Here is a 26,762-nt window from a genome sequence, read left to right as displayed (position 1 = left end):
TTAACTAATTAGAGCTGATGTAATTCTATCTTTAACTTCATCAAGTGAGCCAACTCCACTTATAGCGATAAACTTTGAGCCTGAAGCAGCAATTTTTGCATCATCACGATAGTATTTAACAAGAGGTTCAGTTTGTTTATGGTAAATTTTTAAACGCCCTCTAACAATACTTTCATCATCATCAACACGTTGAATTAAATCTTCACCAGTTAAGTTATCCTTGCCTTCTAATGTTGGTGGGTTGAAGGCAATATGATATGTTCTTCCTGAAGGTAAATGAACGCGGCGACCAGACATTCTAACTACTATGTCATCGTCTGGAACTTTAACCTCAACAACATAGTCAATCTTAATACCTTGTAATTTAAGAGCATCAGCTTGATTAATGGTTCTAGGAAATCCATCAAGTAAATAGCCATTACTGCAATCTGCTGATTGAACTCTTTCTTTAACCAAAGCAATAATTATCTTATCAGGAACAAGGTTTCCCGCGTCTATAGTTTTTTTTGCTTCGAGTCCAATAGAGGTTCCTGTATTTACTGCTGCCCGCAACATATCACCCGTAGAAATCTGGGGGATATTAAATTTTTCACAAATATGAGCTGCTTGAGTGCCTTTTCCAGCACCGGGCGGCCCTAATAAAATAATATTCATATGGACACTTTGTAGTTAAACTTCAAAAGGTGGTAATTTTTTCTTAACTTTAGATTTTTGCATTACGACATAATCGGGTAACCCATTATTATACGGTGGATAGTTCTCACCTTCAATAAGTGGAAGCAAATATTCGCGACATGAATTAGTAATTGAAAAACCATCTTCTGAAATATAATTTTCTGGCATCATTTTTTCGACGTTAGCAATGTCTTTTAATTCGCCATAACCTATTTCCCATTTATAGGGGTTATTAGATAACCTGACAATTGAAGGCATAATGGAATTCTTACCATCTAGTGCCATTTCAACTGCAGCCTTACCTAGAGCATAAGCTTGCTCCACATCTGAATTCGAGGCTAAGTGACGAGCTGATCGCTGGAGATAGTCTGCTACTGCCCAGTGGAATTTATAACCTAAGGCTTTTTTTACTATATTTGCAACAACTGGGGCTGCGCCGCCTAATTGAGCATGTCCAAAGTCATCACGCGTTCCTTGCTCAGCTAAAAATTTTCCATCAGGCCATTTGGTTCCTTCTGAAACGACAATAGTGCAGTAGCCAAACTCTTTTACATTCATATCTACTTTTTCTAGGAATTTCTCTTCATTGAAGTCAATTTCTGGAAAAAGAATTACAACGGGTATTGACGCGTCAACAAGCCCCCCAGCTGCCGCTATCCATCCAGCATGACGCCCCATAACCTCAAGTACAAAAATCTTTGTTGACGTAGCAGCCATTGATGCGACATCAAAACTGGCCTCCATCGTAGAGACTGCAATATACTTAGCTACCGAGCCAAAACCAGGGCAATTATCAGTAACAGGAAGATCGTTATCAACAGTTTTAGGAATATGAATCGCTTGAATCGGATACCCCATACTTTCTGAGAGCTGAGATACCTTTAGGCATGTATCTGCCGAGTCGCCCCCACCATTATAAAAAAAATAACCAATGTTATGAGACTTAAAAACCTCAATTAGGCGTTCATATTCTGCTCTATTTGCTTCAAGCGACTTCATTTTATAGCGACAAGATCCAAAAGCACCTGAAGGAGTATGAGTTAGTGCTGCTATATCTGCATCAGTTTCAACTGACGTATCAATCAAATTTTCAGTTAATGCTCCTATGATTCCATTCTCACCTGCATATACGGTGCCTATTTTATCTGAGTGTTTACGAGCTGTTTCAATAACACCACTAGCCGAAGCATTTATTACTGCAGTGACTCCTCCAGATTGAGCATAAAAAGCATTTTTCATAATATTTTATTGTTAGTTTGTAGTTAAAATAATAAGGAGATAAATTTAAGGGCACTGCTCTAATCAGCACACCAATAAATTTCTCTTCAAACTTCACAGAAGTATATCATTTGAAGTAAATATAGCCTTCAATAATTCTATAGTGCAGTTTAATTATATTAATATTAAGTATTTTTAAAGCAATATAATTTTATAGAGGACAAATTAAGAATTTGTGTCAATTTGTTTCATTAAAAATTTGGAAGTTGCTAATAATATTTTCTATGGCATTACTTCAAGAAAACTCTCAATATTTATAAAGCCGGGAACTATTTTTTTATCAATCATACTGCTTGGTTTGTTTATTGCAATTATATTCTTAATTTTAAATGTTGAAGCTGACTCTAAAACATCTAGTGAGTCATCAAAAAAAATTGTTCTTTCATTGTCAAATTGAATGACAGTAGTCAATTGCTCCCAAAATTGTTGCTCCTGTTTTATAACTCCAAAATCATGTGAAGAAACAATTTCATCAAAGTAGCCTTCCAGCTTTGACATTTGCATTTTTAGCGCAATACCCTTTCGATGAGCGTTAGTTACTAAGTAAATACGTTTTTCTTTCGATCTTGCTGTAATAAGGAAATTTAGAACATGATTATGAACTTGAATTAAGTGAGCAATATCACCTTTTAATTTCATGATATCAAAATCCAGTTTTTCTTCCCAATAATCTAAACAATACCAAGTTAATTTGCCTTCTTGAGAATCAAGCATTGAAATTATTATATTTTTTGAATCCTCAAAGCTAATATTATGCTTTTCAGAATAAACTTTTGGAAGATATTTAAGCCAAAAATGTAGATCGAAGTTTAAATCTAAGAGCGTTCCATCTAGATCAAGTAAAATTGTATCAATTTGACTCCAATCAATGTGGGAATTTAGTTTATTCTCTTCGCCAGGATGTGCCATCTATACTATCTTCAAGAATAATACCAAGTGTTAAAAGTTCATCACGAATTTGATCAGACATTGCAAAGTTTTTTGAGGCTCTAGCCTCTTCCCTCTGATTTATTTTTATAGTAACTTCAGCCTCCGATAGTTCTGAGCCTTGTTGCAGGTATACCTCAGCATCGTATTCAAGGATACCTAAGTAGTTGCCTAATTTTTTTAGTAATTGAGCTAAAGATGCAGCGTGCTCAGAATCCTTTGAGCGCTCAATATTTACTTGCTTAGCAATTTCAAATAATATACTTAATGCAATAGGAGTATTAAAGTCATCATTTAATGCGGCATCAAATCTGTCTTCATAATCAAAAGTCTTGCCTAATTGGGCGTCTATTTTTTTACTAGAGGGAAAGCCTTTTGTTGCAGTATAAAGTCTTTTTAATGCAGATTTTGCACTTTCAATATTTGTGTCGCTAAAATTTAGTGGGGAGCGATAATGGCTGCTTATAAGAAAATATCGAAGAGTCTCACCATCATATTTATCTAATACACCACGAATAGTAAAGAAATTTTTAAGCGACTTACTCATTTTTTCATCATTAATATTAACGAATCCAACGTGCATCCAAGTGTTGACAAATTTGCAATTATTAGCGCCCTCTGATTGGGCTATTTCATTTTCATGATGGGGAAATGTTAAGTCCATTCCACCGCCATGAATATCAAAATGATTTGATATAAAGTGAGTCGACATTGCTGAGCATTCTATATGCCAACCTGGCCTTCCTTCTCCCCATGGAGAAGACCACTTAGGCTCGCTTGGTTTTGCTTTTTTCCAGAGAACAAAATCAAGAGGATCTTGTTTATTACTTTCAATATCTACTCGTGCGCCAGCTACCAGATCATCTAAATTTTTCCCAGAAAGCTTGCCATAATCTTTAAATTTTCTAACAGAGTAAAAAACATCACCATTTTTGCCTTGGTAGGCAAGCCCTTTCTTTGAAAGTAATGTAATCATATCTATCATTTGATCGATTGAATCAGTAGCACGAGGCTCAATGTCAGGACTGAGAACTCCTAGAGCTTTTTCATCCTCATGCATAGCATTGATAAATCGATTTGTCAGAGAGTAGATATCCTCATTATTTTCTATTGCTCGACTAATAATTTTGTCATCAATATCAGTAATATTTCTTATGTATTGAACATTTGGGTAGTTTCGCCTCATATGACGCGTAATAACATCAAACATAACTAATACTCTAGCATGTCCCATATGACAAAAATCATAAACGGTCATTCCACAAACATAAATTCCAATATTGTTTGGGTCTATTGGACGAAAGTCTTCTTTTTTATTAGTAAGCGTATTATAAATTTTGAGCATTGAGATATTTTATACTGGATTATGTTAATTAATACTAATACCAGTTATATTTGTCCTAACTATGATTATCAATTAATCACTTAAAAAATGTATAATTATTTTTTAATTTTATATTAGCTAAGCCATGCCTAGCTATCTTTAAGGCTTTTCTAAAATCATTATGAAAAAATATAAATGTAATATGTGTGGCTGGATTTATGATGAGAATATAGGAGCTCCTGATGAAGGGATTAGTCCTGGCACTAGATGGGAAGATATACCTAATGATTGGGCTTGTCCACTTTGTGGCTCTGGTAAGGAAGATTTTGATATGGTGGAAATTTAGATTCAATACAATTGAGCAAGCGTAAAATAAATTAATTAAAGTTTTAACTTCAAATCAAATATGTCAAAAATATTAATTCTCCCCGGTGATGGAATAGGTACAGAAATTGTTGATCAAGCGGTCAAAGTAATTAATTCATTAAATTCTAACCATGAAATGGGGATGACTCTTGTTAATGGGCTGATAGGTGGCATCGCATATGATGAAACTGGATCACCTCTTCCTGATGAAACTATCAAGACAGCTAAGAGTTGTGACTCAATTCTATTAGGCGCAGTTGGAGGGCCTAAATGGGAGGTATTAGAAAGAGATTTAAGGCCAGAGCGAGGGCTATTAGGCATTCGGTCAGAGCTTGATTTATTTTCTAATTTAAGGCCTGCAATTCTCTATCCACAGTTAGCGAGTGCATCGAGTCTTAAAACTGAAATTGTATCGGGTTTGGACTTAATGATTGTGCGTGAGTTGGTTGGCGGTATTTATTTTGGCAAGCCAAGGGGAATAGAAATTAGAGATGGAGAGCGCTTTGGGATTAACTCAGCGACCTACTATGAATCTGAAATAGCCCGTATTGGACACTCTGCTTTTCAAATTGCTCAAAAAAGAGGAAAGCGAGTTTGCTCTGTAGATAAGGCAAATGTTCTTGAAGTTTCTGAGCTTTGGAGAGAAGTCATGGAAGAAATTTCATCAAGCTATCCAGACGTAACTCTTTCCCATATGTATGTCGATAATGCAGCAATGCAACTTGTAAGAGATCCCAGGCAATTTGACGTTATGGTTACAAGTAATCTTTTTGGGGATGTTTTGTCTGATTGTGCTGCAATGCTTACTGGGTCAATTGGGATGCTTCCATCTGCTTCTCTTGATAAAAATAATTTTGGAATGTATGAGCCTATCCATGGCTCAGCACCGGATATTGCTGGAAAAGATATTGCCAATCCACTAGCAACTATATTATCTGTTTCAATGATGCTTAGGTATTCACTTAATCAGGTGGCGCTCGCTGATAAAATTAATTTGGCTGTTAGCGAAGTACTGGATAAGGGCTATAGAACCAAAGATATTGCTGCGGCTGGAGATAAAGTTGTTGGAACTGAGGAGATGGGTGATTTAATTGTTATGGCTTTAGAGTCTTAGTAGAGCACCTCTTCACTATCAATAGATCGCCATAAAAACCAACAGGCAACCGATCTGTAGGGGCGCCATGTATCTGAAATTTCTATAATTCTATCTATATCGAGTTTTTTGCCATTATTGTAGAGTTGGTTCATAGCTCTTATAACTCCAACATCTTTCAGTGGAAAAATATCTTTTTCTAGTAAGTGAAACATGCCAAACATTTCTGCAGTCCATGGGCCAATACCTTTAATAGTGATGAGTTCTTCATAGATACTAAGATAACTTCGTCCTTCCCAATATGCATTATTCTCAATATTGTTAGCAATAAAATGTTCAGAAATATTATAAATATATTGTATTTTTTGCTTGGACAAGCCGCATAACTTTAAATTTTCTCTATTTGTTAATAGAACTTCACTAGGTTCAATAGTTTTAACTATTTTAACTATTTTATTCCAAACACTTGATGCTGCCTGAATAGATATTTGTTGACCAACTATTGAGCGGAGTAAAGTTTCGTATGCTTCTCCTCGAGATGAAATAGAGTAGTCTTTGAATTGACTAATAATATTTCCAAGGGCTTTATCAGTTTTAGTTAAATAGTTGAGTGAATCTTGCCAATAATCTGGGTTTGTCATAAAAAAATAGGGTAATTTATATTAAAAGAATTTTATTTGATAAATATTTACTATATCTGATTATATGTTTAAAACGCAGTATCGTATAATCTGATTTATAACATTAACCAGTAATCAAGGAATCTAATGAGTATAAAAAAAAATGTAGCGTTTATTGGACTTGGAACTATGGGCTATCCTATGGCTGGTCATCTATCTAAGTCAAATCTATTTAATTTAAAAGTATTTAACCGCTCCCCTGAAAAGGCTGCTACATGGAGTAAGGACTATGAGGGCATGGTTTCCAGCTCAATTAAAGAGGCAGTAATGGATGCCGACTTTGTTGTTACATGTACTGGAAGAGACGAAGACATGATGGAGATTGTATTTGCTGAACAAGGGATGATTACCCATCTTAAAAAAGGATCAATCTTTATTGACCATACTACAACCTCTTATAAATTAGCCAAGCACTTAAATGAGTCCTTAGCTGCAAAAGGAGTGTCATTTATAGATGCTCCAGTTAGTGGTGGAGAGGCAGGAGCAATTAATGGAATTCTTAGTGTCATGGCAGGTGGAAGTAAAGGAGTCCTTGATGAGTCAGAAGAGTTGATAAATACCTATTCAAAAAATGTTACTTATATGGGAGAATCTGGAAAAGGACAGCTTGCTAAAATGGTAAACCAGATTTGTATTGCAGGTTTACTGCAAGGGTTGTCTGAAGGCTTATTATTTGCAGAAGCTGAAAATCTTGATATGAATAGTTTATTATCAGCAATTTCTGGAGGAGCAGCACAATCCTGGCAAATGGTAAATCGCGCTGAGACAATGCATCAAAGAGAGTTTGATTTTGGGTTTGCTATTAAGTGGATGGTGAAAGACTTGGGCTATTGCATAGATCAATCGAGCTCCAATAATGCAAATCTAGGGTTTACCAAGGAAGTTTATGATCGATATGTTAACTTAATGGATAAAGGCCATAAATATAGTGATACTTCAGCTCTAATGTTGTTTGATCAATTGAACAAATAATTGCTTGATTTTTTCTTTGTTACTAAAAAATACCGCCCAACCAATGGCATAATATTAGGATGCGAAAAAAACCCAAACTAACCAATATTCACACTGTTGCACAGAGTCGAATTTTTAATCTTGAGTCTATGGATGTTGAATTTTCAAATGGTGCAACTCGAGTTTATGAAAGGTTAATGTCCAGAGGAAATGGAGCTGTTTTGGTAATTCCAATGCTTGATGATGATACTGTTCTAATGATTTATGAATTTTCTGGTGGAACTGAGCGCTATGAGCTAGGCCTAACAAAAGGCAAGATTGATAAGGGTGAAACTCCTATCGAAGCTGCTGGAAGAGAGTTAAAAGAAGAGATTGGTTATGGAGCTCGTAAGCTTACTTTTCTGAAAACCATTACTCTTGCTCCAGGCTATCAATCAAACGCAACTCATATTGTTCTTGCTGAAGATCTTTATGAGGAGTCGGCTGAAGGAGATGAGCCAGAGCCACTAGAGATAGTTCCTCATAAGCTATCTGAATTAGAAACGCTTACCTATAATAAAGATTTAACCGAAGCACGAAGCATACTTGCTTTGTATATGGCAAGAGAGATTATTCAAGGTCGATAAAGGGTGAGTGAAATACCACCTTCTTTTTGGCTTGATGAAAACAACTCTGAATTTCCAAAACTAAGCCTTGCACTAACAGAGCCTAATGGACTGATTGCAATTGGTGGTAATTTGTCCGTTGAAAGATTACTGAAAGCTTATTCATTAGGAATCTTTCCTTGGTATGGCAAGGATGAACCTATACTTTGGTATTCGCCTGACCCAAGAATGGTTATTACACCTGAAAAATTTCATCTTTCAAAGAGCCTGAAGAGAGTCATTCAATCTTCTAAATTTGAGGTTTGTATTAATACCTCCTTTAAAAATGTCATAGTTCAATGTCAAAAAATAGCGCGAAAAGGACAATCTGGTACATGGATAAATGATGAAATGATTGAGGCTTATTGTAAACTTCATGAGTCTGGCCATGCCCATTCATACGAAGTGTATGAAAATGGAGAGCTTGTTGGCGGGCTTTATGGCGTTGCTTTGGGAGATGTTTTTTTTGGTGAGTCTATGTACTCATTAGTGAGTAATGCATCAAAAGTTGCTTTTGCTTATTTACTTCAACAAAGCTCATATCAATTAATTGATTGTCAAGTTGAGAATAATCATTTAGAAAGTTTAGGTGCATTTAAAATGCCTAGGGATTTGTTTATACAACAGCTGAAGGCCTTTGTGTAAAATACTAGTATTAAAGAAAGTATCAGAGGGCACATGAAAATTTTATTTAAATATGTTGTATTGGTAACGTTTGTATTCACTTTGTCCTCATGTGGCAGAATGGGTGATTTAACTTCTAATAAAGTTGGCCAGATAGATTCTGGAGAGTCAACATCTAACACTTACTAGACATATAATTAATTGAATTCATTTTATTTTCAAAATAAAGTATTACACGCTGAGTCTGTGCCTGTTTCAGACTTAATGAGGGCGTATGGGTCCCCCCTTTACATTTATTCTAAAAGTCAAATAGAGCTTAACTGGCAAAAGTTTGAAAAATCCTTTGGTTCGCATCCTCATTTAATTTGTTATGCTGTAAAGGCCAACTCAAATTTGGCAGTATTAAATGTTCTTGCTAACTTAGGTTCAGGATTTGATATAGTTTCAATTGGTGAGCTTGAAAGAGTAATTGCTGCAGGCGGTAATCCAAAAAAATGTGTATTCTCTGGAGTTGCTAAAACAGAGCAAGCGATTCAAAAGGCACTTGAATACGGAATTTACTGCTTCAATGTTGAATCAGTAGCTGAGTTAGACTTAATTGAGTCTGTTGCGGCTTCATTAAAGATGAATGCACCAATATCTATTCGCGTGAACCCGAATGTAGATGCAAAGACTCATCCATATATCTCGACAGGCTTAACTGAAAACAAGTTTGGAGTAAGCGTTGAGATTGCTCTATCTTTGTATAAAAAGACAAACCTCTCAGATCATCTTGAAGTCTTTGGTTTAGATTACCATATAGGATCACAGATTACAGATATTTCACCTTTCTTAGAGGCTCTCGATAAAGCGTTCGAGCTAATAACAAAGCTTGAAGAAGAGAAAATTTATTTAAATCATATTGATATTGGCGGTGGAGTAGGAGTGACTTATGACAAAGAAACAACTATTAGCATTAATGACTACATACAGTCAGTAATTCAAAAAGTTGGTGATTTGAAGATTATGGTAGAGCCTGGTCGATCAATTGTTGGGAACGCAGGAATATTTGTAACTAAGGTTGAATATTTAAAGCAGAATGAATTGAAATCATTTGCTATTGTCGATGGTGCAATGAATGATTTACTTCGACCTGCTCTTTATGGTTCCTATCATCAAGCGGTTACAATTGAAGATAATTCAAAGGGCATAAAGGATTCATGGGATATAGTTGGGCCTGTGTGTGAGACTGCAGATTTTTTGGCAAAGAGTAGAAGCCTTACCCTTGAACAGGGAGACTACATTGCACTAATGACCACTGGTGCATATGGATTTGTTTTAAGTTCTAACTATAACTCTAGGCCAAGAGTTGCGGAAGCAATGGTTGATGGTTCTGTGCATCAATTAGTGCGAATGAGAGAGACTACTGAATCACTTTTTAAAAATGAGATGATATTAAAAAATGAAACTAACTAATAACCAGAAAAAATATTTGCGTTCTATGGCGCATGACTTAAAGCCCTTTGTAATGATTGGTCAGCATGGATTAAGTGAGTCGGTGCTTGCTGAAATGGAATCAACAATGCTTAAGCATGAGTTGATTAAAATAAAGTTAAGAATCAGTGATCGTGAAGAAAAACTAAAGATTATTAATAAAATTATAGAGCTTTCTAAGGCTGCACTAATTCAAGTTATTGGAGGGGTGATTGTTATTTATAGGCCTTTTGAAGATAATCCTGATATTATTCTACCAAGATCATAAAGCTTAAAAAGCTTTAGATAAATCCTGTTAATGCTTAGATAAAATGAAAATTGCCATCAGCGCTGCAGAAACTTCTGGCGACCTTGTCGCATCATCACTAGTGAGTGCACTGAAGTTGTACCGACCTGATTATGAAATAGAAGGTTTAGCGGGTGACAAGATGGCTGCTGCTGGATGTAAAAGATTATGGCATACTGACCAAGTCAACGTGATGGGTCTTAGTGAAGTTTTAAAGAAACTACCCACTATTTTGAGACTTAGACGATCTATCATTCAATACTTTTCATCTAATAGGCCCGACGTTTTTATTGGAGTTGATTCTCCTGATTTTAATTTTAAGATTGAAAGAAAACTTAAAAAAAATGGAGTGAAAACCGTTCATTTTGTTAGTCCTTCAGTATGGGCATGGCGAGCAAATAGGATACATAAAATTAAAAAGTCAGTTGATTTAATGCTTTGTCTTTTTCCATTTGAGGTAGATTTTTATCGCACTCACCAGCAAAAAGCTATTTTTGTTGGACATCCATTGGCAGAAAAATTAAAGCCTCGAAAAAAACATATGCCAAATAAGCAAGTTTTATTAATGCCAGGGTCAAGAGAGGCTGAAATTAAAACTTTATTGCCTGAGCTTTTGTTGGCTGCTAAATTGATGCATAAAAAAGACCCTGAGATTCAATTTAGCTTGTCACTTGCAAACGAATATCTAAAGGACTGGGTAGAAGATAAGATTCAAGGATTGGATATTGTTCTAAGTTCTGGTGATGCACATGAAAAGATTAAAAATTCTGATTTAGTTATTGTTGCCTCAGGAACTGCAACCCTAGAAGTGGCATTACTCGCTGTGCCAATGGTTGTGATATATAAACTTTCAAAGGCAAGTTATCAGATTATTAAGCCTTTACTAAACACTAAAAATATTTCACTTCCAAATAAAATTTTAGGGAAAGATATTGTCCCTGAATTACTTCAAAATGACGTAAATGGTCAAAATATTTTTGAACAGGCTATGAAGTTGATTGAATCAGATAATACAAAACTAGTTAAAGAATTGGAAAAAATTCATGGTCTTTTAAATCAAAAAGCAAGTGTTAAGTCTGCCGAAGCAATCATTGAGTTCTTAGATGGATAAAGAGTTAAAAAAAATAGTTGAGTTAGCACTTTCAGAAGATATAGGTTCTGGAGACCTATCTTCAAGCCTTCTTGATGACGTCATTATAAATGCTGAACTAATTTGTAGAGATCGAGCGACTATATGTGGTACAGAGTATTTTGACTTATGCTTTCTATCTCTTGATAAAGACATACAAATAAAATGGAATTTGAAGGATGGGGATGAGGTTAAGCCTGGCGAAGTTATTTGCAATATTAAAGGAAAATCTCGAGCAATCATTACTGCAGAAAGAACAGCACTTAATTTTCTTCAAATTTTAAGTGGTACGTCAACTAAAACGAAAGATCTAGTTAACCTTATAGGTAAAACAAAGGCGCAATTACTTGATACAAGAAAGACAATCCCAGGTTTAAGAAAAGCACAAAAATATGCTGTTAAGTGTGGCGGCGGAGTGAACCATAGGATGGGGCTTTATGACTGCATTATGCTAAAAGAAAATCATATTTTATCAATTGGCTCCCTTGATAAATCTATAAAGAAAGCTCTTAAAAAATATCCTCATAAACCAATTGTGGTTGAAGTAGAGAATATGGAACAGATTCGTTCTGTTCTATCAATAAAGGGAATAACGAGAGTTCTTTGTGATAACTTTAGTCTTATAGATCTTAAAGAGGCTGTCAAAATTGTGCAAGGTGTATATCCAATTGAAGCCTCAGGTGGAGTGAACGAAACAAATATTGTTAGTTATGCAGAGACTGGTGTTGACTATATTTCAATAGGCTCAATTACAAAAGATGTTGCTGCGGTTGATTTATCTTTGAGATTTTCTTGATACCCTGCTGCTTTAAAGGCCGGGCTTAGGTTATCTTCTCTGAAATTATAAGTTAAGGGTTTATTATTTAAATCAAGAACTGTGCCACCTGCGCCTTCAAGAATATATACCCCAGCTGCAGTATCCCATTCTGAGCAGCGCCCAAATTTAGGGTAGCAATCATAAATCCCTTCTGCAATTAAACAAAATTTAAGCGCACTTCCGAGTTTAAAAGTTTCAAAATTTGTTTTAGATCTAAGATGATTTTTAAGAGATTTATTGTTATTTGAGTATCTTCCCACTACGATTTTTTCCCACCTATTAGGTTTTTTTGTAGAAATTTTATGAGGTTTGTTTCCAATCATCTTTATTGATGATTGGCTTGGAAGCCGATAGTAGTGTACTTTATGAAATGGAGAATAGATTAAACCAAAATCTGGGTAATGATTACGAATAAGAGCAATGCTAATACAAAAGTCTGGTGAGCCATCTATAAAGTCACGAGTTCCATCTAAAGGATCGATTAGCCAATATTCATCCCAAGATTTTCGAGATGAAAAAGGGATGTTAGATGATTCTTCAGATAGTATTGGTGTGTTAGGAGTTAGTTTTTTTAAAGTATTTATGATTAACTCATTTGATTCTTTATCAGCCTGAGTTACAGGGGTATTGTCGCTCTTCATGCTAAAGTTTCCTGAATTTTTGCGATGAGACATAATAATTTCTCCTACTTCGACAGTAAGAGTTATTAGTTCTGAAAGAATTTTCTCTGGCATAAGGTAAATTATATCATTGACAGTTGTATTTATTTTTTACTAAGAAGATAACTTAAGTAAAATTTATTTCTATTAATAAGGTGAAGATGAGAATATGAAAAAACAGATATTAACTATGGGTGGTGGAGGGTTTACCTCTAAACCAGAGAATCTTAAATTGGATAAGTATCTGTTGTCTTTGTCAAACAAAAAAAATCCTAAAGTTTGTTTTATACCAACGGCAAGCGGAGATGATGAGAGTTATAAAAAACGCTTTTATTCTTCTTATAAAAAGCTTAATTGCGAAACAAGCCACTTATCTTTATTTAGTCCACCAGAAGGTGATTTGAGAGATTTTGTTTTAGAAAAAGATATTTTTTATGTTGGTGGTGGTAATACAAGAAACCTTTTAGTTCTTTGGAAAGAGTGGGGTCTTGATAAGTTTTTAAATGAGGCTTGGTGTAACGGCGCAATATTAGCCGGACTTAGTGCTGGATCTATTTGTTGGTTTGAGCAAGGTTTAACTGATTCAAAGACTGGCAAGTTACTCCCATTAGATTGTTTAGGGTTCCTTCAAGGAAGCAACTGCCCACATTTTGATACTGAAATTAAAAGGAGGCCTGAATATCATAAAGCTATTCTAAATGGAACCATGTTGCCAGGTATTGCTTGTGATGATGGCGTTGCCGCTCACTTTATAGATGGAAGGCTTGAGCGTTGTGTATCGTCTTTATCAAATGCAAAGGCTTATAGTATTAAAAATGATAATGGCGTTATTAACGAGTCAGTTATTCAACCAGTATATCTTGATGATAAGTTTTAATTTGCACAATAAAAAACCTAGTATTAAACTAGGTTTTTCTATATATGGTGGGCCTACTTGGACTTGAACCAAGGACCAATCGATTATGAGTCGAGTGCTCTAACCAACTGAGCTATAGGCCCGTAGAAGAGCTATTCTAAAAAACTTTGGAGTTTATGCGCACGAGAAGGATGTCTTAGTTTTCTAAGTGCCTTAGCTTCAATTTGGCGAATCCTTTCACGAGTAACATCAAACTGTCTACCCACTTCTTCAAGTGTGTGGTCTGTACTCATATCTATTCCAAATCGCATTTTTAAAACCTTAGCCTCTCGTGGCGATAAATTAGCTAAAAGATCACCAGTAGTCTCTTTAAGACTTTCACGCGTTGTGACTTCAACAGGAGAAGATAGATTTGTATCTTCGATAAAATCACCAATTGTAGAGTCTTCATCATCACCAACTGGATTCTCCATTGATAATGGTTCTTTAGCAATTTTAAGTATTTTATTAATTTTATATTCAGGTAGTTCCATCTCTACAGAAAGCTCTTCAGGGGTTGCTTCCCTTCCAAATCTTTGAAGAAGTTGACGTCTTACTCGGTTTAGTTTATTGATAGTTTCAATCATGTGAACTGGGATTCGAATAGTGCGCGCTTGATCAGCAATTGATCTAGTTATTGCTTGGCGGATCCACCACGTTGCATAAGTTGAAAATTTATAACCTCTACGATATTCAAATTTGTCTACTGCCTTCATTAATCCTACATTACCTTCTTGGATGAGATCTAAGAATTGTAGACCACGATTTGCATATTTTTTTGCAATCGAAATTACAAGTCTTAAATTAGCTTCTATCATCTGACTTTTGGCAACTTTAGCCTTTCTATCTCCTCTTCGAAGTCTTTTGTTTATTTCTTTAAGCTCTATAATTGTCAAATTCATTGCCACTTCATGCTCTAAAAGACTCTTTTGAGAGTAATAAATTTCTTTTTCAGTTTTTTCTAATAATTTTATAGTTGGCTTATCAAGATCAATAGATTTGAGCCAATCAAAATTAGTTTCATTTCCTGGAAATGATGAATAAAAAAGTTCTGAACTCATACCAGCATCAAGACAGGCTTGACGAATAAGTTTTTCTTCCTTTTTAACCTTATCTACGCGACTTGAAACTAGTTCCATCATTGTACTAACTAGTTTTGGTGCAAGTCTTAGTTCAGAGATACAGCTAGAAAATTTATGTCTAGCTTTAACAGTTTTGTCATCAAGGTATCCATTTTTCTCAAAGGATTTAATATAGGTATTATGAGATTTTTTTATTTTATCAAAGCGCTCATATACCATTCCCTCGTCTGGACCAGTATATTCTAATTCATCAAAATCATCTTCATCCTCTTCAAGTTCTTCTGAATGTTCATCTATTTCCATTGCATCAAGCTGCGCTTGTTTTTCATCAAGTAGGGCCTGCTTCTCCTTAATAAGCACTTGTTTTTCTTCGAATTCTTCAGCATCACCTTGATAACCAATAACAACATCAGTCATCTTACATTTGCCTTCTTCCAGTCTTGTATATGCCTTGAAGAAATAGTCAGAGATTTCAGGATAAAGAGAAATTGCTTGTAATATTTGATAAACACCTGCTTCGATTTCTTTTGCGATACGAACCTCGTCTTTTTGTTCTAGAAGCTCAACTACACCCATTTCTCGCATGTACATTCTAACAGGATCGGTCGTCCTTCCAAATTCTGAATCGAGAGCAGCTAAAGCTGCTGTTGCAACTTCAGCAGAGCTTGCCTCTGCCTTTCCACCTGACTTCATTACTAGCTCGTCAGCGTCTGGAGCTTCATCAGAAACTAATATATCCATTTCTTCTAAAATTGTTACGATAGGCTCAACCTGTTCAGGTGTTAATAAGTCTTCTGGCAAGAGATCATTGATTTCTGAATAAGTCAGGTAGCCTTGTTCTTTTCCAATTGTTATAAGACTATTAAGGGCTTTTTTGTGAGCTTCAGTAGTTGTTTTCATAATTTGATTTTTTCAAAACAGAGAGGAAATTATACCTAAAAGAGTAGATTGTTTTTACCATTAATTTAGCGCTGTAAAGGCGCAGGATTAGTTTGAATCTGCAAAAATTGTACTGATGGATTGTTCATCGCTAATTCTACGAATAACGTCTGCAAGAGTCGTGGCAATTGACAATTGCCTAATTTTCCTGCTTTTTTTTGCTATATCTGTTAATGGGATGGTGTTTGTTATAACTAGTTCATCCAGCTTGGAGTTTGATATGTTATCAATAGCAGCACCAGAAAGAACTGCATGAGTTGCATATGCAACAACTTTCTTTGCACCTTTCTCATTTAATATTTCAGCAGCTTGGCAGAGTGTTCCAGCGGTATCAACCATATCATCTATCATAATACAGGTTCGCCCTTCTACATCACCTATTACATTCATGACTTTAACTAAGTTTGGTGCTGGTCGTCTTTTGTCAATAATTGCAAGGTCTGCATCATTAATTCTTTTTGCTGCTGCTCTTGCTCTTGCTACTCCTCCAACATCTGGGGATACTACGACTACATCTTGATAGTTATGATCCAAAATATCTTGCACAAGGACGGGTTGTGCGTATATGTTGTCAATTGGAATATTGAAGAAACCTTGGATCTGATCTGCATGTAAGTCCATTGTTAATATGCGGTCAACACCTGACGCTTCAATCAATTGAGCAACAAGTTTTGCAGTTATTGGAACGCGAGTTAGTCTAGAGCGCCTATCTTGTCTAGAGTAGCCAAGATATGGAACGACAGCTGTGATTTTTCCTGCAGAAGAGCGCCTTAGGGCGTCAACCATTATTAATAACTCCATTAAAGTTTCAGCTGATGAAGGTCCGCAGGTTGGCTGAATAACAAACACATCACATCCACGTACATTATCAAGAATTTCAACTTGAGCTTCACCATCACTAAATTGACCCACAAAGGCCTTACTTTGAGTGATGTTGAGATTAGTGATAATTTCGGATGAGAGATCAGGGTTTGCGTTTCCGCTAAAGATCTTTATTCTTTCTAGAGACATCCAATTAGGGTTTTATTGATGTAGGATGCAATTATACAAACAAATTAAGTCGCTAAGCACAATAGTTTTACAATTGAATCAAGATTTATAGTACTTCATCTATTGATAATGAAATGTCTTCGGGTTCAGTAGTTGAACTAAAACGCTTAAAAGGTATGCCATCAGGGTCAATTAGAAATTTAGTGAAATTCCATTTAACACTATCGTTTAGTTTTCCCTTTAGCTCACTTTTTAAATATTTGAATAGGGGATGTGTATTTTTACCATTGACATCAACTTTTGTTGACATAGGAAATGTAACATCATAATTTAGGTTACAAAAATCTTTGATTTCTTTTGAAGTTCCAGGCTCTTGTTTACCAAATTGATTGCAAGGAAAACCAATTATCACTAGGCCACTTTCTTTGTACTTTTGGTAGAGTTTTTCGAGACCAGTGTAATGATAGGTTAATCCGCAGAAGCTTGCAGTATTAACAACTAAAATTGCCTTACCTTTGAACTCGCTCATAGAGACTTCTTGCCCATCAAGCTGTTTAAAATTAAATTGATAAACATTCTCACTCATAATCCTCACCTCATATCATTTAATTCATGAAAATATGGCTGGGATGGCAGGGATCGAACCTGCGAATGACGGGATCAAAACCCGTTGCCTTACCACTTGGCGACATCCCAATTACATAATGGTGATTTATTAATCGCTTTTGCGATAAAACCGAGCCATTTTATTGGTAACTCTTTCTTTGCAATTATTGCATCTTCTTCTCTTTCAAATGCCACATAAACGCATGATCCACTTCCTGACATTCTAGCCTTATCAATATGCTTTTCAGTTGAGTTTAGATGAATTAAAGCATCTTCTATCTCACCTTCTATGTCAATTGCAGCCTCCAAACAGTCATTGTGTGGATTAGAGACAAGTGAAAAATCTGACATTTTCCTTTGAACTGGAGACATTGTCAATGCTTTGTGTGTGAAAATTTCTTTCGTGGATATATGTTTGCCAATTGAAACAATTAAATAAAAGTATTTTGGCAGACTTATTGGTGTAAGTATTTCACCTATACCTTCGCCCCAAGAGCTACGACCAATGATAAATACGGGAACGTCTGCACCAATATGTTGACCAATATCCACTAGTTCTTCTTTTGATAAATTAAGATTCCAAAGCTCATTAAGAGCAATTAAAACAGTCGCTGCATTTGAGCTACCGCCTCCTAAGCCACTTCCTATAGGTATTTTTTTTACTATACTAATATCTGCCCCACCCTTTGACCCAGTGATTTTTTTTAGTAGAGTGGCACTACGTATAGTTAAGTCCTGATCTTGTGGAATATTTTCATTGCCACTAATTCGCCTAATTATTTCATCACTTCTATAATTAATATTTATCTCATCACAGTAATCTACAAGTTGAAAAATGGTCTGAAGGTTATGATAACCATCCGACCTTTTTGAGGTTACGTGTAAAAATAAATTAATTTTAGCGGGCGATAAGTAAGTCAATTTAAGCTTTAATGAAATGCTCTCTGTAGTGTTTTAACTCATCAATTGAGTCATAAACATCTGATAATGCTAAATGCCTAGATTTTTTATATGTGGAAGAAATAATGCTTGGCTTCCATCGAACAGCTAATTCTTTTAATGTGGAGACGTCGATATGTCGATAGTGAAAAAACTTTTCTAGTTTTGGCATATAGTTATACAAGAACCTTCTATCCTGACAAATCGAATTACCACACATTGGTGATGCGCCTTGGTCGACATATTTAATAAGAAAATCTAGGGTTTGGAATTCTGCCTCAGCAGTCGAAACTTTGCTTTCTATTACTCTTTGGACAAGTCCAGATTGATTATGTTGTTTTGTGTTCCAGTCGTCCATTCCATCAAGAAGATCACTATTTTGATGAATAGCTAATGAAGGACCTTCTTCTATTACATCTAGATTTGCATCAGTAACTACTGTTGCTATCTCAATAATGACATCACTTTCAGGAATTAATCCTGTCATTTCAAGGTCTATCCAGATAAGATTAGTTTTTTTATTCATAATTAATTTAATTATTACTAGCGAAAATATATTCTTCAAGTTTTTCTTTTGCACTTCCATCTGATAATACTTTGGAGGCTTTTTCAATCCCTGAATTGAGTGTCTCTTCGAGACCACTTACATAAATAGCAGCTCCAGCATTTAAAGCAATGATATTTTTTGCAGTACCATTATGCCCAGAAAAGGCTTCATAAATTAGAGAGAGCGACTCATCAGCATTTTCTGCTTTAATATCATTAAGGTTACCTACCTTTAAACCAAAGTCATCTGGATGCACACTATAGGTTGAGACTTCATCATTATATAATTCAGCTACAAAGGTTTTATCAGCTATAGAAAATTCATCAAGTCCATCTGCAGAATGAACTACCATAACATGTCGAGATTTAAGGCTTTTTAGGACGTTAGCGATTGGCTCAACTAGGTTTCTGTCATAAACCCCAATAACTTGATTAGGGGCTTTAGCTGGATTAGTAAGGGGGCCTAAAACATTAAATATAGTTCTGACTGCCAGTTCTTTTCGCGGACCAATTGCGTGTTTCATTGCACTATGATGTGCTGGTGCAAACATAAATCCAACGCCTATTTTTTCGATACATTCGCTAATGAGTTCGGGGCTTAAGTTAAGATTTATTCCAGCTGCTTCCAGAACATCTGCACTTCCAGATTTTGATGAAATGGATCGATTACCATGCTTTGCAACCTTGCCACCTGCAGCTGCAACAACAAAGGCAGAGGCAGTTGATATATTAAACAATCCCAGGCCATCTCCACCCGTTCCGCAAGTATCTACAAGGTACTCAGTGCTAGTTAACTCAACCGAAGTTGCCAGTGAGCGCATAACCTTTGCGCTGGCAGTAATTTCTTCAATTGTTTCGCCTTTCATAGATAAGCCAATTAAAAAAGCACCAATCTGTGCATCCGTTGTTTGGCCAGTCATAATGCTATTCATCACATCAAGCATTTCACTTTCATTTAGATCTTTTTTTGAAATAACAGCTTTGATGGCTTGATTTATATTCATGGTTAGCGTTGGCTCATTAGATATTCAATATCATCTACATTTTTAATAGCTGCTTCAGATAAAACATGGTTTCCATCAATAGTAACTAGAACATCGTCTTCAATCCTTATTCCAATATTCCAGTATTTCGGATCAATTTTATCATCCTTGCGGATGTAGATTCCAGGCTCCACTGTTGTTACCATGCCTATTTCAAATTTTCGAAAAGAATTGTTAATTTCTTTAGCTCCAACATCATGTACATCCAAACCTAACCAATGACCTGTTCCATGCATATAGAATTCTCTTAAATTACTTATATCATCCATTATCCCTAGCTTCATAAGCCCCCTTGAAATAATTTCACATGCAATTTCATGAGGCTTATTTACGTCACCACCTGGCATAATTGAAGCGATAGCCTGAATTTGGGCATTTAAAACAATTTCGTATATTTCTTTTTGAGGGCCACTAAACTTTCCATTAACTGGAAAGGTTCTAGTAATATCAGATGCATAACCAAGTATTTCACAGCCAGCGTCTATGAGAAGAAGGTCACCATCATTTAATAATTTATTATTTTCATTGTAATGAAGTATGCACGCATTTTCTCCACCTGCAACAATTGGAGGGTAAGAATGCTCTGAGTTTTCGTTTTTGAAGACAGAGTCAAATTCAGCGGCAATGTTGTACTCATAAAGTCCAGGCTGAGTTTTTACCATAGCCTTCATATGTGCTTTTGAAGCAAGATTTGCTGCAGTTTGCATATTTTTTACTTCAGAAGCATCTTTAATAATCCTCATTTCCGACAAATATGGGTTTAAAGGTTGAATGCGGCTATTAAAAATTGAAGCAATAGTTTTATTAAGGAAATTAGTACTTGCTCTATTTTTCCAGCCATCAGAAGTTGGCTGATCAAAATATAAAGATGATTCTTTACTTATGAGTTTCTTAATTACATCTGTAAAAGTATTAATATCATAAGCATAGTCGACTAATAAAGTTTCAGGTGCGAGATCAACTCCAAGTCTCACTCCATTCCATATTTCCTGAGTTTTATCTTTGGGCCTTAAAAAAATGCTGTAATTATTTTTACAGAAAACTGCTATTGCATCAGGCTCTATAAAACCAGTAAGATACCAAAAACTGCTGTCTGGTCGAAAGGGGTAGTTGACATCACTATTTCTTTTTTGTTCACTATTTGAAGACACAATTACTACTGCATCATCTCCTAGTATGCTTAACAACTCTTCTCTTCTTTTTTTATGTATCATTTTGTTAGGTGCATTAATTCATTGATAAATAACCCAAGAAAGATACCATGAAAAAGATACGACTTTATCAAAATACTGCTCTATCTCTGGGCATTAGTATTGAGTTAAGTAAAGATAATAGCCATCATCTTAACAAAGTTTTGCGTTTTCCAGATGGTAAAAATATCACTATATTTAATGGTGATGGTTTTGATTACGACGCAAAAGTTCAAAGGTTAAAAAAAATAACCAGCATTAGTATTGTTTCAAAGTTAATAAATGATTCTGAATCCAAGCTAAATTTAACGCTAGCACAGGGGATTGCTAAAGGCGAAAAAATGGATTTTTTAATCCAAAAAGCCATAGAATTAGGTGTATCAAGTATTATCCCAATGCAGCTTGAGCGTTGTGTAGTTAGATTAAAAGGCGACCGAGCTCAAAAAAAAATAGAGCATTGGCAAAAGATAGCAAACCATGCGTGTGAGCAATCAGGACGAGCCGTAATTGTTAATATCTGCCAACCTACTTTACTCAGTGATTTGCTTGAAAATCAAAATCATAATGGCTTTGTTTTGCATCATCGTGCAAATATAAGTCTTGCTCAAATGCCTGAGCAATCAAGAGCAACAATTCTCATTGGACCAGAGGGGGGATTAACGGAGCAAGAGGTTGCTGATTCAACAAATGCTGGATTTAAGTCACTCTTATTAGGTAAACGAGTTTTAAGGACCGAAACTGCATCACTAGTTGCTATAGCTAATATGCAGCTTTTATGGGGCAGCTGAAAATATTTTTAATTTTCCTTTTTTACTCAACATCACCTAGGTCGTTACTAAGTTCTCGGGCTCGGTCATAAGCAGCCCTTGTAGCTGCTGCAACTATTCCTTCAAAGTTTTGATCTTGAAAGCTTTCAATAGCTGCTTGGGTTGTTCCATTGGGGGAAGTAACTTCTTTCCTAAGTGTCTTTGAATCTTTACCACTTTTAGTTGCCATTAGGCTTGCACCTAAACTAGTTTGAATACTTAAAGAGTTTGCAGTTTTTTCATCTAAACCAAGAGCAGTTGCTGCTTGCGTAATTGATTGCATCAATAGAAAAAAATAAGCCGGCCCACTTCCAGATATGGCAGTAATTGCATCTATTAATTTCTCATCGTCTACCCAGAAACATTGGCCCACAGACGATAAGATTGAAGTTACTAATTCTTTTTGTTGATTGCTGACTAAATCATTTGCAAAAAGACCTGTAACACCACTTTGAAATAGTGCAGGTGTATTAGGCATTGTTCTTACAAGGGCAAAATTACCTCCTAACCAACGATTAATATCATTACCTCGAATTCCGGCTACGATAGAGACAAAAAGGTGGTTTGGTTTAACTTTATTTTTTAATTGAAGGCAAACTATCGAGAGTACTTGAGGCTTTACTGCAAAAACAATAATATCACTATTATCTAGTAAAGAGTTATTATCAGAATATGTTGTAATTTTAAGTTCAGATTGACGATTGATAAGAAGCTCATCATTAGAGTCGCTTACATTTATATTTTTAGCATCAAAGCCATTACTGAGGAGCCCTTTAATCAGTGCATACGCCATATTTCCAGCTCCAATAAATCCAATGACTGTTTTGTTTTCCATATAAAATATATTAGTTATAAATGCTTAACTCAATTCTACCAAACTTGCAATAAATAAAGAACATTAATGAAAAAATTTCAGCCAAAATTAATATTGATTGATGTTGATGGAACTCTAGTTGATAGTGTCCCGGACCTTGCCTACTGTGTTGATGAGATGATGATTCAGCTTGGTATGCCGACAAGAGGAGAGTCAAGGGTTAGACATTGGGTTGGAAATGGCGTTCCTAGATTAGTAGAGCGAGCTTTGACTGGAGATTTGGATCTCAAGCCAAGTCGAGAAGTATACGACACCGCGTATCCAATTTTTTTAGAACTGTATGCTGAAAATTCAGCAATAAGGTCAAGCTTATATGATGGGGTTAAAGAGGGATTAGATTATTTACAATCTAAGAATTATCTTTTAGGCTGCGTTACTAATAAAGCAGAGCAGTTTACTCACCCATTACTAAAATCATTAAATATCTATGATTACTTTAAGATAGTCATTTCTGGTGATACTCTGAAAAAGAAAAAACCAGACCCTTTGCCACTTCTTCATGGCGCTAGTTTTTTTAATATAGATCCAAAAGAGTGCCTTATGTTGGGAGACTCTGTAAGTGATGTAAAGGCTGCTAGAGCAGCTGGATTTGATATAATTTGTATGTCATATGGCTACAATCATGGTAATAATATATTAGATGAAAGCCCTGATCTTGTAATCGACTCTATGACGCAGTTAAGAGAGTGCCTTTAATGAGTATTGATGATAATCATATTTGGCATCCTTACGCCACGATACCAAATAAGGTGCCTACTTATCTTGTTGATACTGCAGATGGGGTTTATTTAAACTTTAAAAATGGAACTCGTGTTATTGATGGTATGAGTAGCTGGTGGTCAATGATTCATGGTTACAATAATCCTTTCATAAATAGGGCAATGAAGGCTCAGATTGATGCTGTATCGCACGTAATGTTTGGAGGGCTTACTCACCAACCTGCGATTGACTTATGTGAAAAACTTATAAAAATAACTCCTCAAGGGCTTGATAAAGTTTTTTTTGCTGACTCTGGCTCTGTTTCTGTAGAGGTTTCTCTTAAGATGGCTTTGCAGTATTGGCAAAATAAAGGAAAAAAAGAAAAGTCACATTTTGTAACCCCTAGAGGTGGTTACCATGGAGATACTTTCGGAGCGATGAGTGTGTGTGACCCAAATAATGGCATGCACCATTTGTTTAGTGGCGTACTTCCAAAACATTACTTTGTAACTCAGCCCAAGTTAGGGAAAAGCGCTGAAGCTCTTTTAGATTTAGAGTTAAGACTTAAAGAAAGCCATAATAATATTGCAGCAATTATTCTTGAGCCTATTGTTCAAGGGGCTGGTGGAATGAATATATATGATGCTGATTATCTCAAAGGCGTTAGATCTTTATGCGATGATTATGAGGTCTTATTGATTGTAGATGAAATAGCGACAGGTTTTGGCCGAACAGGAGAACTCTTTGGTTGCAATCATGCAAATATTTCTCCTGATATTCTTTGTATAGGAAAGGCTTTAACGGGCGGTTATATGACCATGGCAGCCGCAATAACTTCCGAAAAAGTCTCAAGTACAGTTGGAGTATTAATGCATGGACCTACTTTTATGGCAAACCCTTTATCCTGTTCAGCAGCGAATGCTAGTATTGATTTACTTCTTAGTAGCAACTGGAAAAAAAGGATCTCAGAGATTCAAGACATTCTTTCATCTCAATTACTAGCTTTAAAGAAACATAAATCTATATTTGACGTTAGAGTCATTGGGGCAATAGGCGTTGTAGAGTTTAAAGAGCCTCTTGATATGAAAAAAACCCAAGAGCAGTTAATTGACTGTGGAATTTGGCTGAGACCTTATGGCAAACTACTCTACACGATGCCACCTTTTATAATCACTGATCAAGAGTTACTTCAAATTACTGATGCAATGAAAGATGTGGCTGAAAGCCTTTAGGAAAAAGTTATATTGATTATTCAATGGGATCAATATCAATAAACCAGCGAACTGATGAGCTCACCTTGATTGTCTCAATATGCTTATAAAAGGTTTTAATTAACCTATGAAGCTGAACTCTATCTTTAGATTGTAAATATAAATTGAAATAGTAATAATTTGACTTCTTCTCAATAACCCCAGGTACAGGTCCCCAAATTTCGATTGATTCTATATCAATATTATTAATTAATTGAGCCACTTCAGTTAAAAATTTTTCAGCTTCATTTTTATTTTTAGAATTTGCGCAAATTAGTGCTTGATGAGCATATGGAGGGAGTTGTGCCTCCTCTCGCTCTAGTAACAAGGTTTTTGCGTACTCAATATATTGTGAATCTCTTACAAACTTAAAGATAGGATGATGGGGGTAGCGAGTTTGAATATTAACCTCTCCTCTATATTTTCCTCTTCCACACCTTCCTGAAACTTGAATAAGTAATTGTGCTAATTGCTCTGTCGCTTTATAGTCTAGCGACATGAGGCCAACATCTACATCTAGAATACCAACAAATGCTAAATTAGAGAAGTCATGGCCTTTTGCTAACATTTGAGTGCCAACAATAATGCAAGGCTTCCCAGAGTTTATTTTTTCTAAATGCAATGTAAATGCTTTTTTCTTTCTTGTTGTGTCTCTATCAATTCTAATTACATCAGAATTGGGAAAATATGACTCAAGATTTTCTTCCAACCTTTCTGTTCCATAACCTAGTATTTTCAGGCTTTGACTATTGCAAGAGGGGCAAGAGGATTCTGGTGACTTTTCGAGACCACAATGATGACACTTAAGTCGATTAATATTGCGATGGTAAACAAGCTTTGAGTCACAATTGGTGCATTCAGATTGCCAGTCACATTCAGTGCAATAGTAAACTGGCGCATAGCCCCGACGATTAATAAAGAGCATGACCTGTTTATCGTCTTCTAAGTATTTTTTTATTTTAGAAACTAGAGGTATTGATAGAGCTTCTGAAGGTTGGTTCCTCATATCAATTAAGTTAACAATTGGCATAATTGCTTCACCAGGGCGAGTGGTCAAAGTAAGTCGCGTCAGTTTTTTGTCAGCAACATTTTTTAAGGTCTCAAGCGAGGGTGTTGCAGTTCCTAAAATCAGAGGAATATTTTCAAATTTGGCGCGCATAAAGCTTAGATCTCGAGCAGAATAGCGGAAGCTCGATTGCTGTTTAAAGGAGCCATCATGCTCCTCATCCACGATAACTAGTCCAAGTTTAGGGATTGGAGTAAAGATAGCCGAGCGAGTTCCTAAGATAACTTTTGCTTCTCCATTTTTAGCCAATAGATAGGCGTCTTGTTTTTGGGTTTCATTAAGTTGTGAGTGAACAGCAACAACTCTTTCATTTATTCTTTCTTCAAAGCGCGCGATCATTTGAGGTGTTAATCCAATTTCAGGGACTAGAACAAGAACTTGCTTCCCATCCTTTATACGTTTTTCAGTAAGATTGAGATAAACCTCAGTTTTTCCACTTCCTGTGACTCCTTGAAGTAGGAATCCATGGAAGCTATTTTCATATTTAAGAACTTCATTAACTGCATTTTGTTGTTCAGATGTTGGTTTGAAGGATCTCGGTGTGACTGCATTATTTATTTCAGTTGGTTTCTTAATAATTGCAGGCTTTCCAAGTCTCAGGTTTTTTGGAAGGGCATTAGCAAGAACTTCACCAACTGGATGATGGTAGTAGTTGGCTGACCAGAATAAAAAATCAAGAATTTCTTTGGATAATAGTGCTTCAGTATCAATTACTTCTTCGATAGTCCGAAGTTTACTAAACTCACTTTTATCTTTTAGAGAAAGTACAATTCCTATAACTTTTTTTGGACCAAATGGAACTTTAACTCTGGCTCCTACTGTTACTTCTTGATTACAAATGTAATCAAATGTATTGTGTAAGGGCACTGGGATGGCAACTTCTATGATTTGACTCAAAGTAAAATGTTTTA

29 protein-coding genes and 2 tRNA genes are annotated in these 26,762 nt (G+C 35.6%); 14 read left to right on the top strand and 17 right to left on the bottom strand.

All coding sequences use genetic code 11. The features are described from left to right. From adk to cysS, 4 genes are all read right to left on the bottom strand, one after another. Window positions 1-654: an adenylate kinase gene (adk, locus tag ABXT49_RS08195; RefSeq protein ID WP_416651830.1), complete on the bottom strand. Its 654-nt coding sequence runs from the start codon at window positions 652-654 to the stop codon at window positions 1-3. 15 nt (window positions 655-669) lie between these two features. Continuing rightward, complete coding sequence (locus ABXT49_RS08190) at window positions 670-1,914, bottom strand: 6-phosphofructokinase (protein WP_416651829.1); 1,245 nt, start codon at window positions 1,912-1,914, stop codon at window positions 670-672. Window positions 1,915-2,175: 261 nt separating this feature from the next. Continuing rightward, a complete protein-coding gene (gene yrfG / locus ABXT49_RS08185; protein WP_416651828.1) occupies window positions 2,176-2,862 on the bottom strand; it encodes a GMP/IMP nucleotidase in 687 nt (228 codons plus the stop codon). Continuing rightward, complete coding sequence (cysS, locus tag ABXT49_RS08180) at window positions 2,837-4,225, bottom strand: cysteine--tRNA ligase (protein WP_416651826.1); 1,389 nt, start codon at window positions 4,223-4,225, stop codon at window positions 2,837-2,839. Before cysS ends, yrfG begins: the two co-directional genes overlap by 26 nt. A 160-nt stretch (window positions 4,226-4,385) precedes the next feature. Here cysS and rd point away from each other — a divergent pair, with 160 nt between their 5' ends. Together rd and leuB are read left to right on the top strand one after the other, a co-directional pair. Then, window positions 4,386-4,550: a rubredoxin gene (gene rd / locus ABXT49_RS08175; RefSeq protein ID WP_416651824.1), complete on the top strand. Its 165-nt coding sequence runs from the start codon at window positions 4,386-4,388 to the stop codon at window positions 4,548-4,550. A 60-nt stretch (window positions 4,551-4,610) separates the two neighbouring features. Then, entirely contained in the window at window positions 4,611-5,684 is a 1,074-nt protein-coding gene (gene leuB, locus ABXT49_RS08170) for a 3-isopropylmalate dehydrogenase (protein ID WP_416651822.1), read from the top strand. Here leuB and ABXT49_RS08165 read toward each other — a convergent pair. Next, window positions 5,681-6,304: a DNA-3-methyladenine glycosylase family protein gene (locus tag ABXT49_RS08165; RefSeq protein ID WP_416651820.1), complete on the bottom strand. Its 624-nt coding sequence runs from the start codon at window positions 6,302-6,304 to the stop codon at window positions 5,681-5,683. The two genes, leuB and ABXT49_RS08165, sit on opposite strands and share 4 nt — an antisense overlap. Before the next feature lie 126 nt (window positions 6,305-6,430). Between ABXT49_RS08165 and ABXT49_RS08160 the strand changes: the two genes are divergently transcribed. The 8 genes from ABXT49_RS08160 to nadC are packed head-to-tail and all read left to right on the top strand — an operon-like array spanning window position 6,431 to window position 12,246. Next, complete coding sequence (locus tag ABXT49_RS08160; RefSeq protein ID WP_416651818.1) at window positions 6,431-7,315, top strand: NAD(P)-dependent oxidoreductase; 885 nt, start codon at window positions 6,431-6,433, stop codon at window positions 7,313-7,315. A 59-nt stretch (window positions 7,316-7,374) separates the two neighbouring features. After that, window positions 7,375-7,920 (top strand): ADP compounds hydrolase NudE, encoded by a 546-nt coding sequence (gene nudE / locus ABXT49_RS08155; protein ID WP_416651816.1) that lies wholly within the window; start codon window positions 7,375-7,377, stop codon window positions 7,918-7,920. 3 nt (window positions 7,921-7,923) lie between these two features. Next, window positions 7,924-8,583: a leucyl/phenylalanyl-tRNA--protein transferase gene (aat, locus tag ABXT49_RS08150; RefSeq protein WP_416651814.1), complete on the top strand. Its 660-nt coding sequence runs from the start codon at window positions 7,924-7,926 to the stop codon at window positions 8,581-8,583. Window positions 8,584-8,616: 33 nt separating this feature from the next. After that, window positions 8,617-8,751 carry a hypothetical protein gene (locus ABXT49_RS08145; RefSeq protein ID WP_416651812.1) on the top strand — a complete coding sequence of 45 codons (135 nt, stop codon included), beginning with the start codon at window positions 8,617-8,619 and terminating at the stop codon, window positions 8,749-8,751. Window positions 8,752-8,763: 12 nt separating this feature from the next. Continuing rightward, window positions 8,764-10,017 carry a diaminopimelate decarboxylase gene (gene lysA / locus ABXT49_RS08140; RefSeq protein WP_416651810.1) on the top strand — a complete coding sequence of 418 codons (1,254 nt, stop codon included), beginning with the start codon at window positions 8,764-8,766 and terminating at the stop codon, window positions 10,015-10,017. Beyond that, on the top strand, window positions 10,004-10,303 hold the full coding sequence (yhbY, locus tag ABXT49_RS08135; protein WP_416651808.1) for a ribosome assembly RNA-binding protein YhbY: 300 nt from the start codon (window positions 10,004-10,006) through the stop codon (window positions 10,301-10,303). The genes lysA and yhbY overlap by 14 nt, the downstream gene beginning before the upstream one ends. 43 nt (window positions 10,304-10,346) lie before the next feature. Then, window positions 10,347-11,432: a lipid-A-disaccharide synthase gene (gene lpxB / locus ABXT49_RS08130; RefSeq protein WP_416651806.1), complete on the top strand. Its 1,086-nt coding sequence runs from the start codon at window positions 10,347-10,349 to the stop codon at window positions 11,430-11,432. After that, the gene (nadC, locus tag ABXT49_RS08125; RefSeq protein WP_416651804.1) at window positions 11,425-12,246 is read left to right on the top strand and encodes a carboxylating nicotinate-nucleotide diphosphorylase; all 822 of its coding nucleotides are present in this window, start codon (window positions 11,425-11,427) and stop codon (window positions 12,244-12,246) included. The genes lpxB and nadC overlap by 8 nt, the downstream gene beginning before the upstream one ends. Here nadC and cysQ read toward each other — a convergent pair. Beyond that, the gene (gene cysQ / locus ABXT49_RS08120) at window positions 12,180-13,001 is read right to left on the bottom strand and encodes a 3'(2'),5'-bisphosphate nucleotidase CysQ (RefSeq protein WP_416651802.1); all 822 of its coding nucleotides are present in this window, start codon (window positions 12,999-13,001) and stop codon (window positions 12,180-12,182) included. The genes nadC and cysQ overlap by 67 nt on opposite strands. Window positions 13,002-13,095: 94 nt before the next feature. Here cysQ and ABXT49_RS08115 point away from each other — a divergent pair, with 94 nt between their 5' ends. Continuing rightward, a complete protein-coding gene (locus ABXT49_RS08115; protein ID WP_416651800.1) occupies window positions 13,096-13,803 on the top strand; it encodes a Type 1 glutamine amidotransferase-like domain-containing protein in 708 nt (235 codons plus the stop codon). Between the two features lie 45 nt (window positions 13,804-13,848). Here ABXT49_RS08115 and ABXT49_RS08110 read toward each other — a convergent pair. The 9 genes from ABXT49_RS08110 to ABXT49_RS08070 all read right to left on the bottom strand — a co-directional run bounded on the left by ABXT49_RS08110 (window position 13,849) and on the right by ABXT49_RS08070 (window position 21,180). Beyond that, a tRNA-Ile gene (locus tag ABXT49_RS08110) sits at window positions 13,849-13,925 on the bottom strand. Between the two features lie 9 nt (window positions 13,926-13,934). Then, window positions 13,935-15,803 (bottom strand): RNA polymerase sigma factor RpoD, encoded by a 1,869-nt coding sequence (rpoD, locus tag ABXT49_RS08105; protein ID WP_416651798.1) that lies wholly within the window; start codon window positions 15,801-15,803, stop codon window positions 13,935-13,937. 87 nt (window positions 15,804-15,890) lie between these two features. After that, a complete protein-coding gene (locus ABXT49_RS08100; protein ID WP_416651796.1) occupies window positions 15,891-16,853 on the bottom strand; it encodes a ribose-phosphate pyrophosphokinase in 963 nt (320 codons plus the stop codon). A gap of 85 nt (window positions 16,854-16,938) precedes the next feature. Next, window positions 16,939-17,418: a glutathione peroxidase gene (locus ABXT49_RS08095; protein ID WP_416651794.1), complete on the bottom strand. Its 480-nt coding sequence runs from the start codon at window positions 17,416-17,418 to the stop codon at window positions 16,939-16,941. Window positions 17,419-17,453: 35 nt separating this feature from the next. Beyond that, window positions 17,454-17,528 (bottom strand) — tRNA-Gln (locus ABXT49_RS08090). Then, a complete protein-coding gene (ispE, locus tag ABXT49_RS08085) occupies window positions 17,508-18,359 on the bottom strand; it encodes a 4-(cytidine 5'-diphospho)-2-C-methyl-D-erythritol kinase (protein WP_416651792.1) in 852 nt (283 codons plus the stop codon). The genes ABXT49_RS08090 and ispE overlap by 21 nt, the downstream gene beginning before the upstream one ends. Before the next feature lies 1 nt (window position 18,360). Continuing rightward, window positions 18,361-18,903, bottom strand: a complete 543-nt coding sequence (gene orn, locus ABXT49_RS08080; protein WP_416651790.1) for an oligoribonuclease — start codon at window positions 18,901-18,903, stop codon at window positions 18,361-18,363. Between the two features lie 7 nt (window positions 18,904-18,910). Continuing rightward, the gene (gene trpD / locus ABXT49_RS08075; protein WP_416651788.1) at window positions 18,911-19,927 is read right to left on the bottom strand and encodes an anthranilate phosphoribosyltransferase; all 1,017 of its coding nucleotides are present in this window, start codon (window positions 19,925-19,927) and stop codon (window positions 18,911-18,913) included. Between the two features lie 2 nt (window positions 19,928-19,929). Further along, window positions 19,930-21,180: an aminopeptidase P N-terminal domain-containing protein gene (locus ABXT49_RS08070; RefSeq protein WP_416651786.1), complete on the bottom strand. Its 1,251-nt coding sequence runs from the start codon at window positions 21,178-21,180 to the stop codon at window positions 19,930-19,932. Window positions 21,181-21,227: 47 nt separating this feature from the next. Between ABXT49_RS08070 and ABXT49_RS08065 the strand changes: the two genes are divergently transcribed. Then, the gene (locus tag ABXT49_RS08065; protein ID WP_416651784.1) at window positions 21,228-21,944 is read left to right on the top strand and encodes a 16S rRNA (uracil(1498)-N(3))-methyltransferase; all 717 of its coding nucleotides are present in this window, start codon (window positions 21,228-21,230) and stop codon (window positions 21,942-21,944) included. A 22-nt stretch (window positions 21,945-21,966) separates the two neighbouring features. On the opposite strand, the gene proC is transcribed toward ABXT49_RS08065, so the two are convergent. Further along, a complete protein-coding gene (gene proC / locus ABXT49_RS08060; RefSeq protein ID WP_416651782.1) occupies window positions 21,967-22,797 on the bottom strand; it encodes a pyrroline-5-carboxylate reductase in 831 nt (276 codons plus the stop codon). Between the two features lie 66 nt (window positions 22,798-22,863). Between proC and ABXT49_RS08055 the strand changes: the two genes are divergently transcribed. Continuing rightward, window positions 22,864-23,532: a phosphoglycolate phosphatase gene (locus tag ABXT49_RS08055; protein ID WP_416651780.1), complete on the top strand. Its 669-nt coding sequence runs from the start codon at window positions 22,864-22,866 to the stop codon at window positions 23,530-23,532. Beyond that, window positions 23,532-24,767 (top strand): adenosylmethionine--8-amino-7-oxononanoate transaminase, encoded by a 1,236-nt coding sequence (gene bioA, locus ABXT49_RS08050; protein WP_416651778.1) that lies wholly within the window; start codon window positions 23,532-23,534, stop codon window positions 24,765-24,767. Before ABXT49_RS08055 ends, bioA begins: the two co-directional genes overlap by 1 nt. A gap of 16 nt (window positions 24,768-24,783) precedes the next feature. Here the strand turns inward: bioA and priA are convergent, their stop codons facing one another. After that, a complete protein-coding gene (priA, locus tag ABXT49_RS08045; RefSeq protein ID WP_416651776.1) occupies window positions 24,784-26,748 on the bottom strand; it encodes a replication restart helicase PriA in 1,965 nt (654 codons plus the stop codon). Window positions 26,749-26,762: the final 14 nt, after the last annotated feature.

The sequence above is a fragment of the Candidatus Pseudothioglobus sp. Uisw_086 genome, assembly GCF_048085745.1.
In the GTDB taxonomy this organism is placed as follows: Bacteria; Pseudomonadota; Gammaproteobacteria; order PS1; family Pseudothioglobaceae; genus Pseudothioglobus.
Note: the sequence above shows the minus strand (reverse complement) of the source record. Positions and strands in the feature narration are given on the sequence as shown.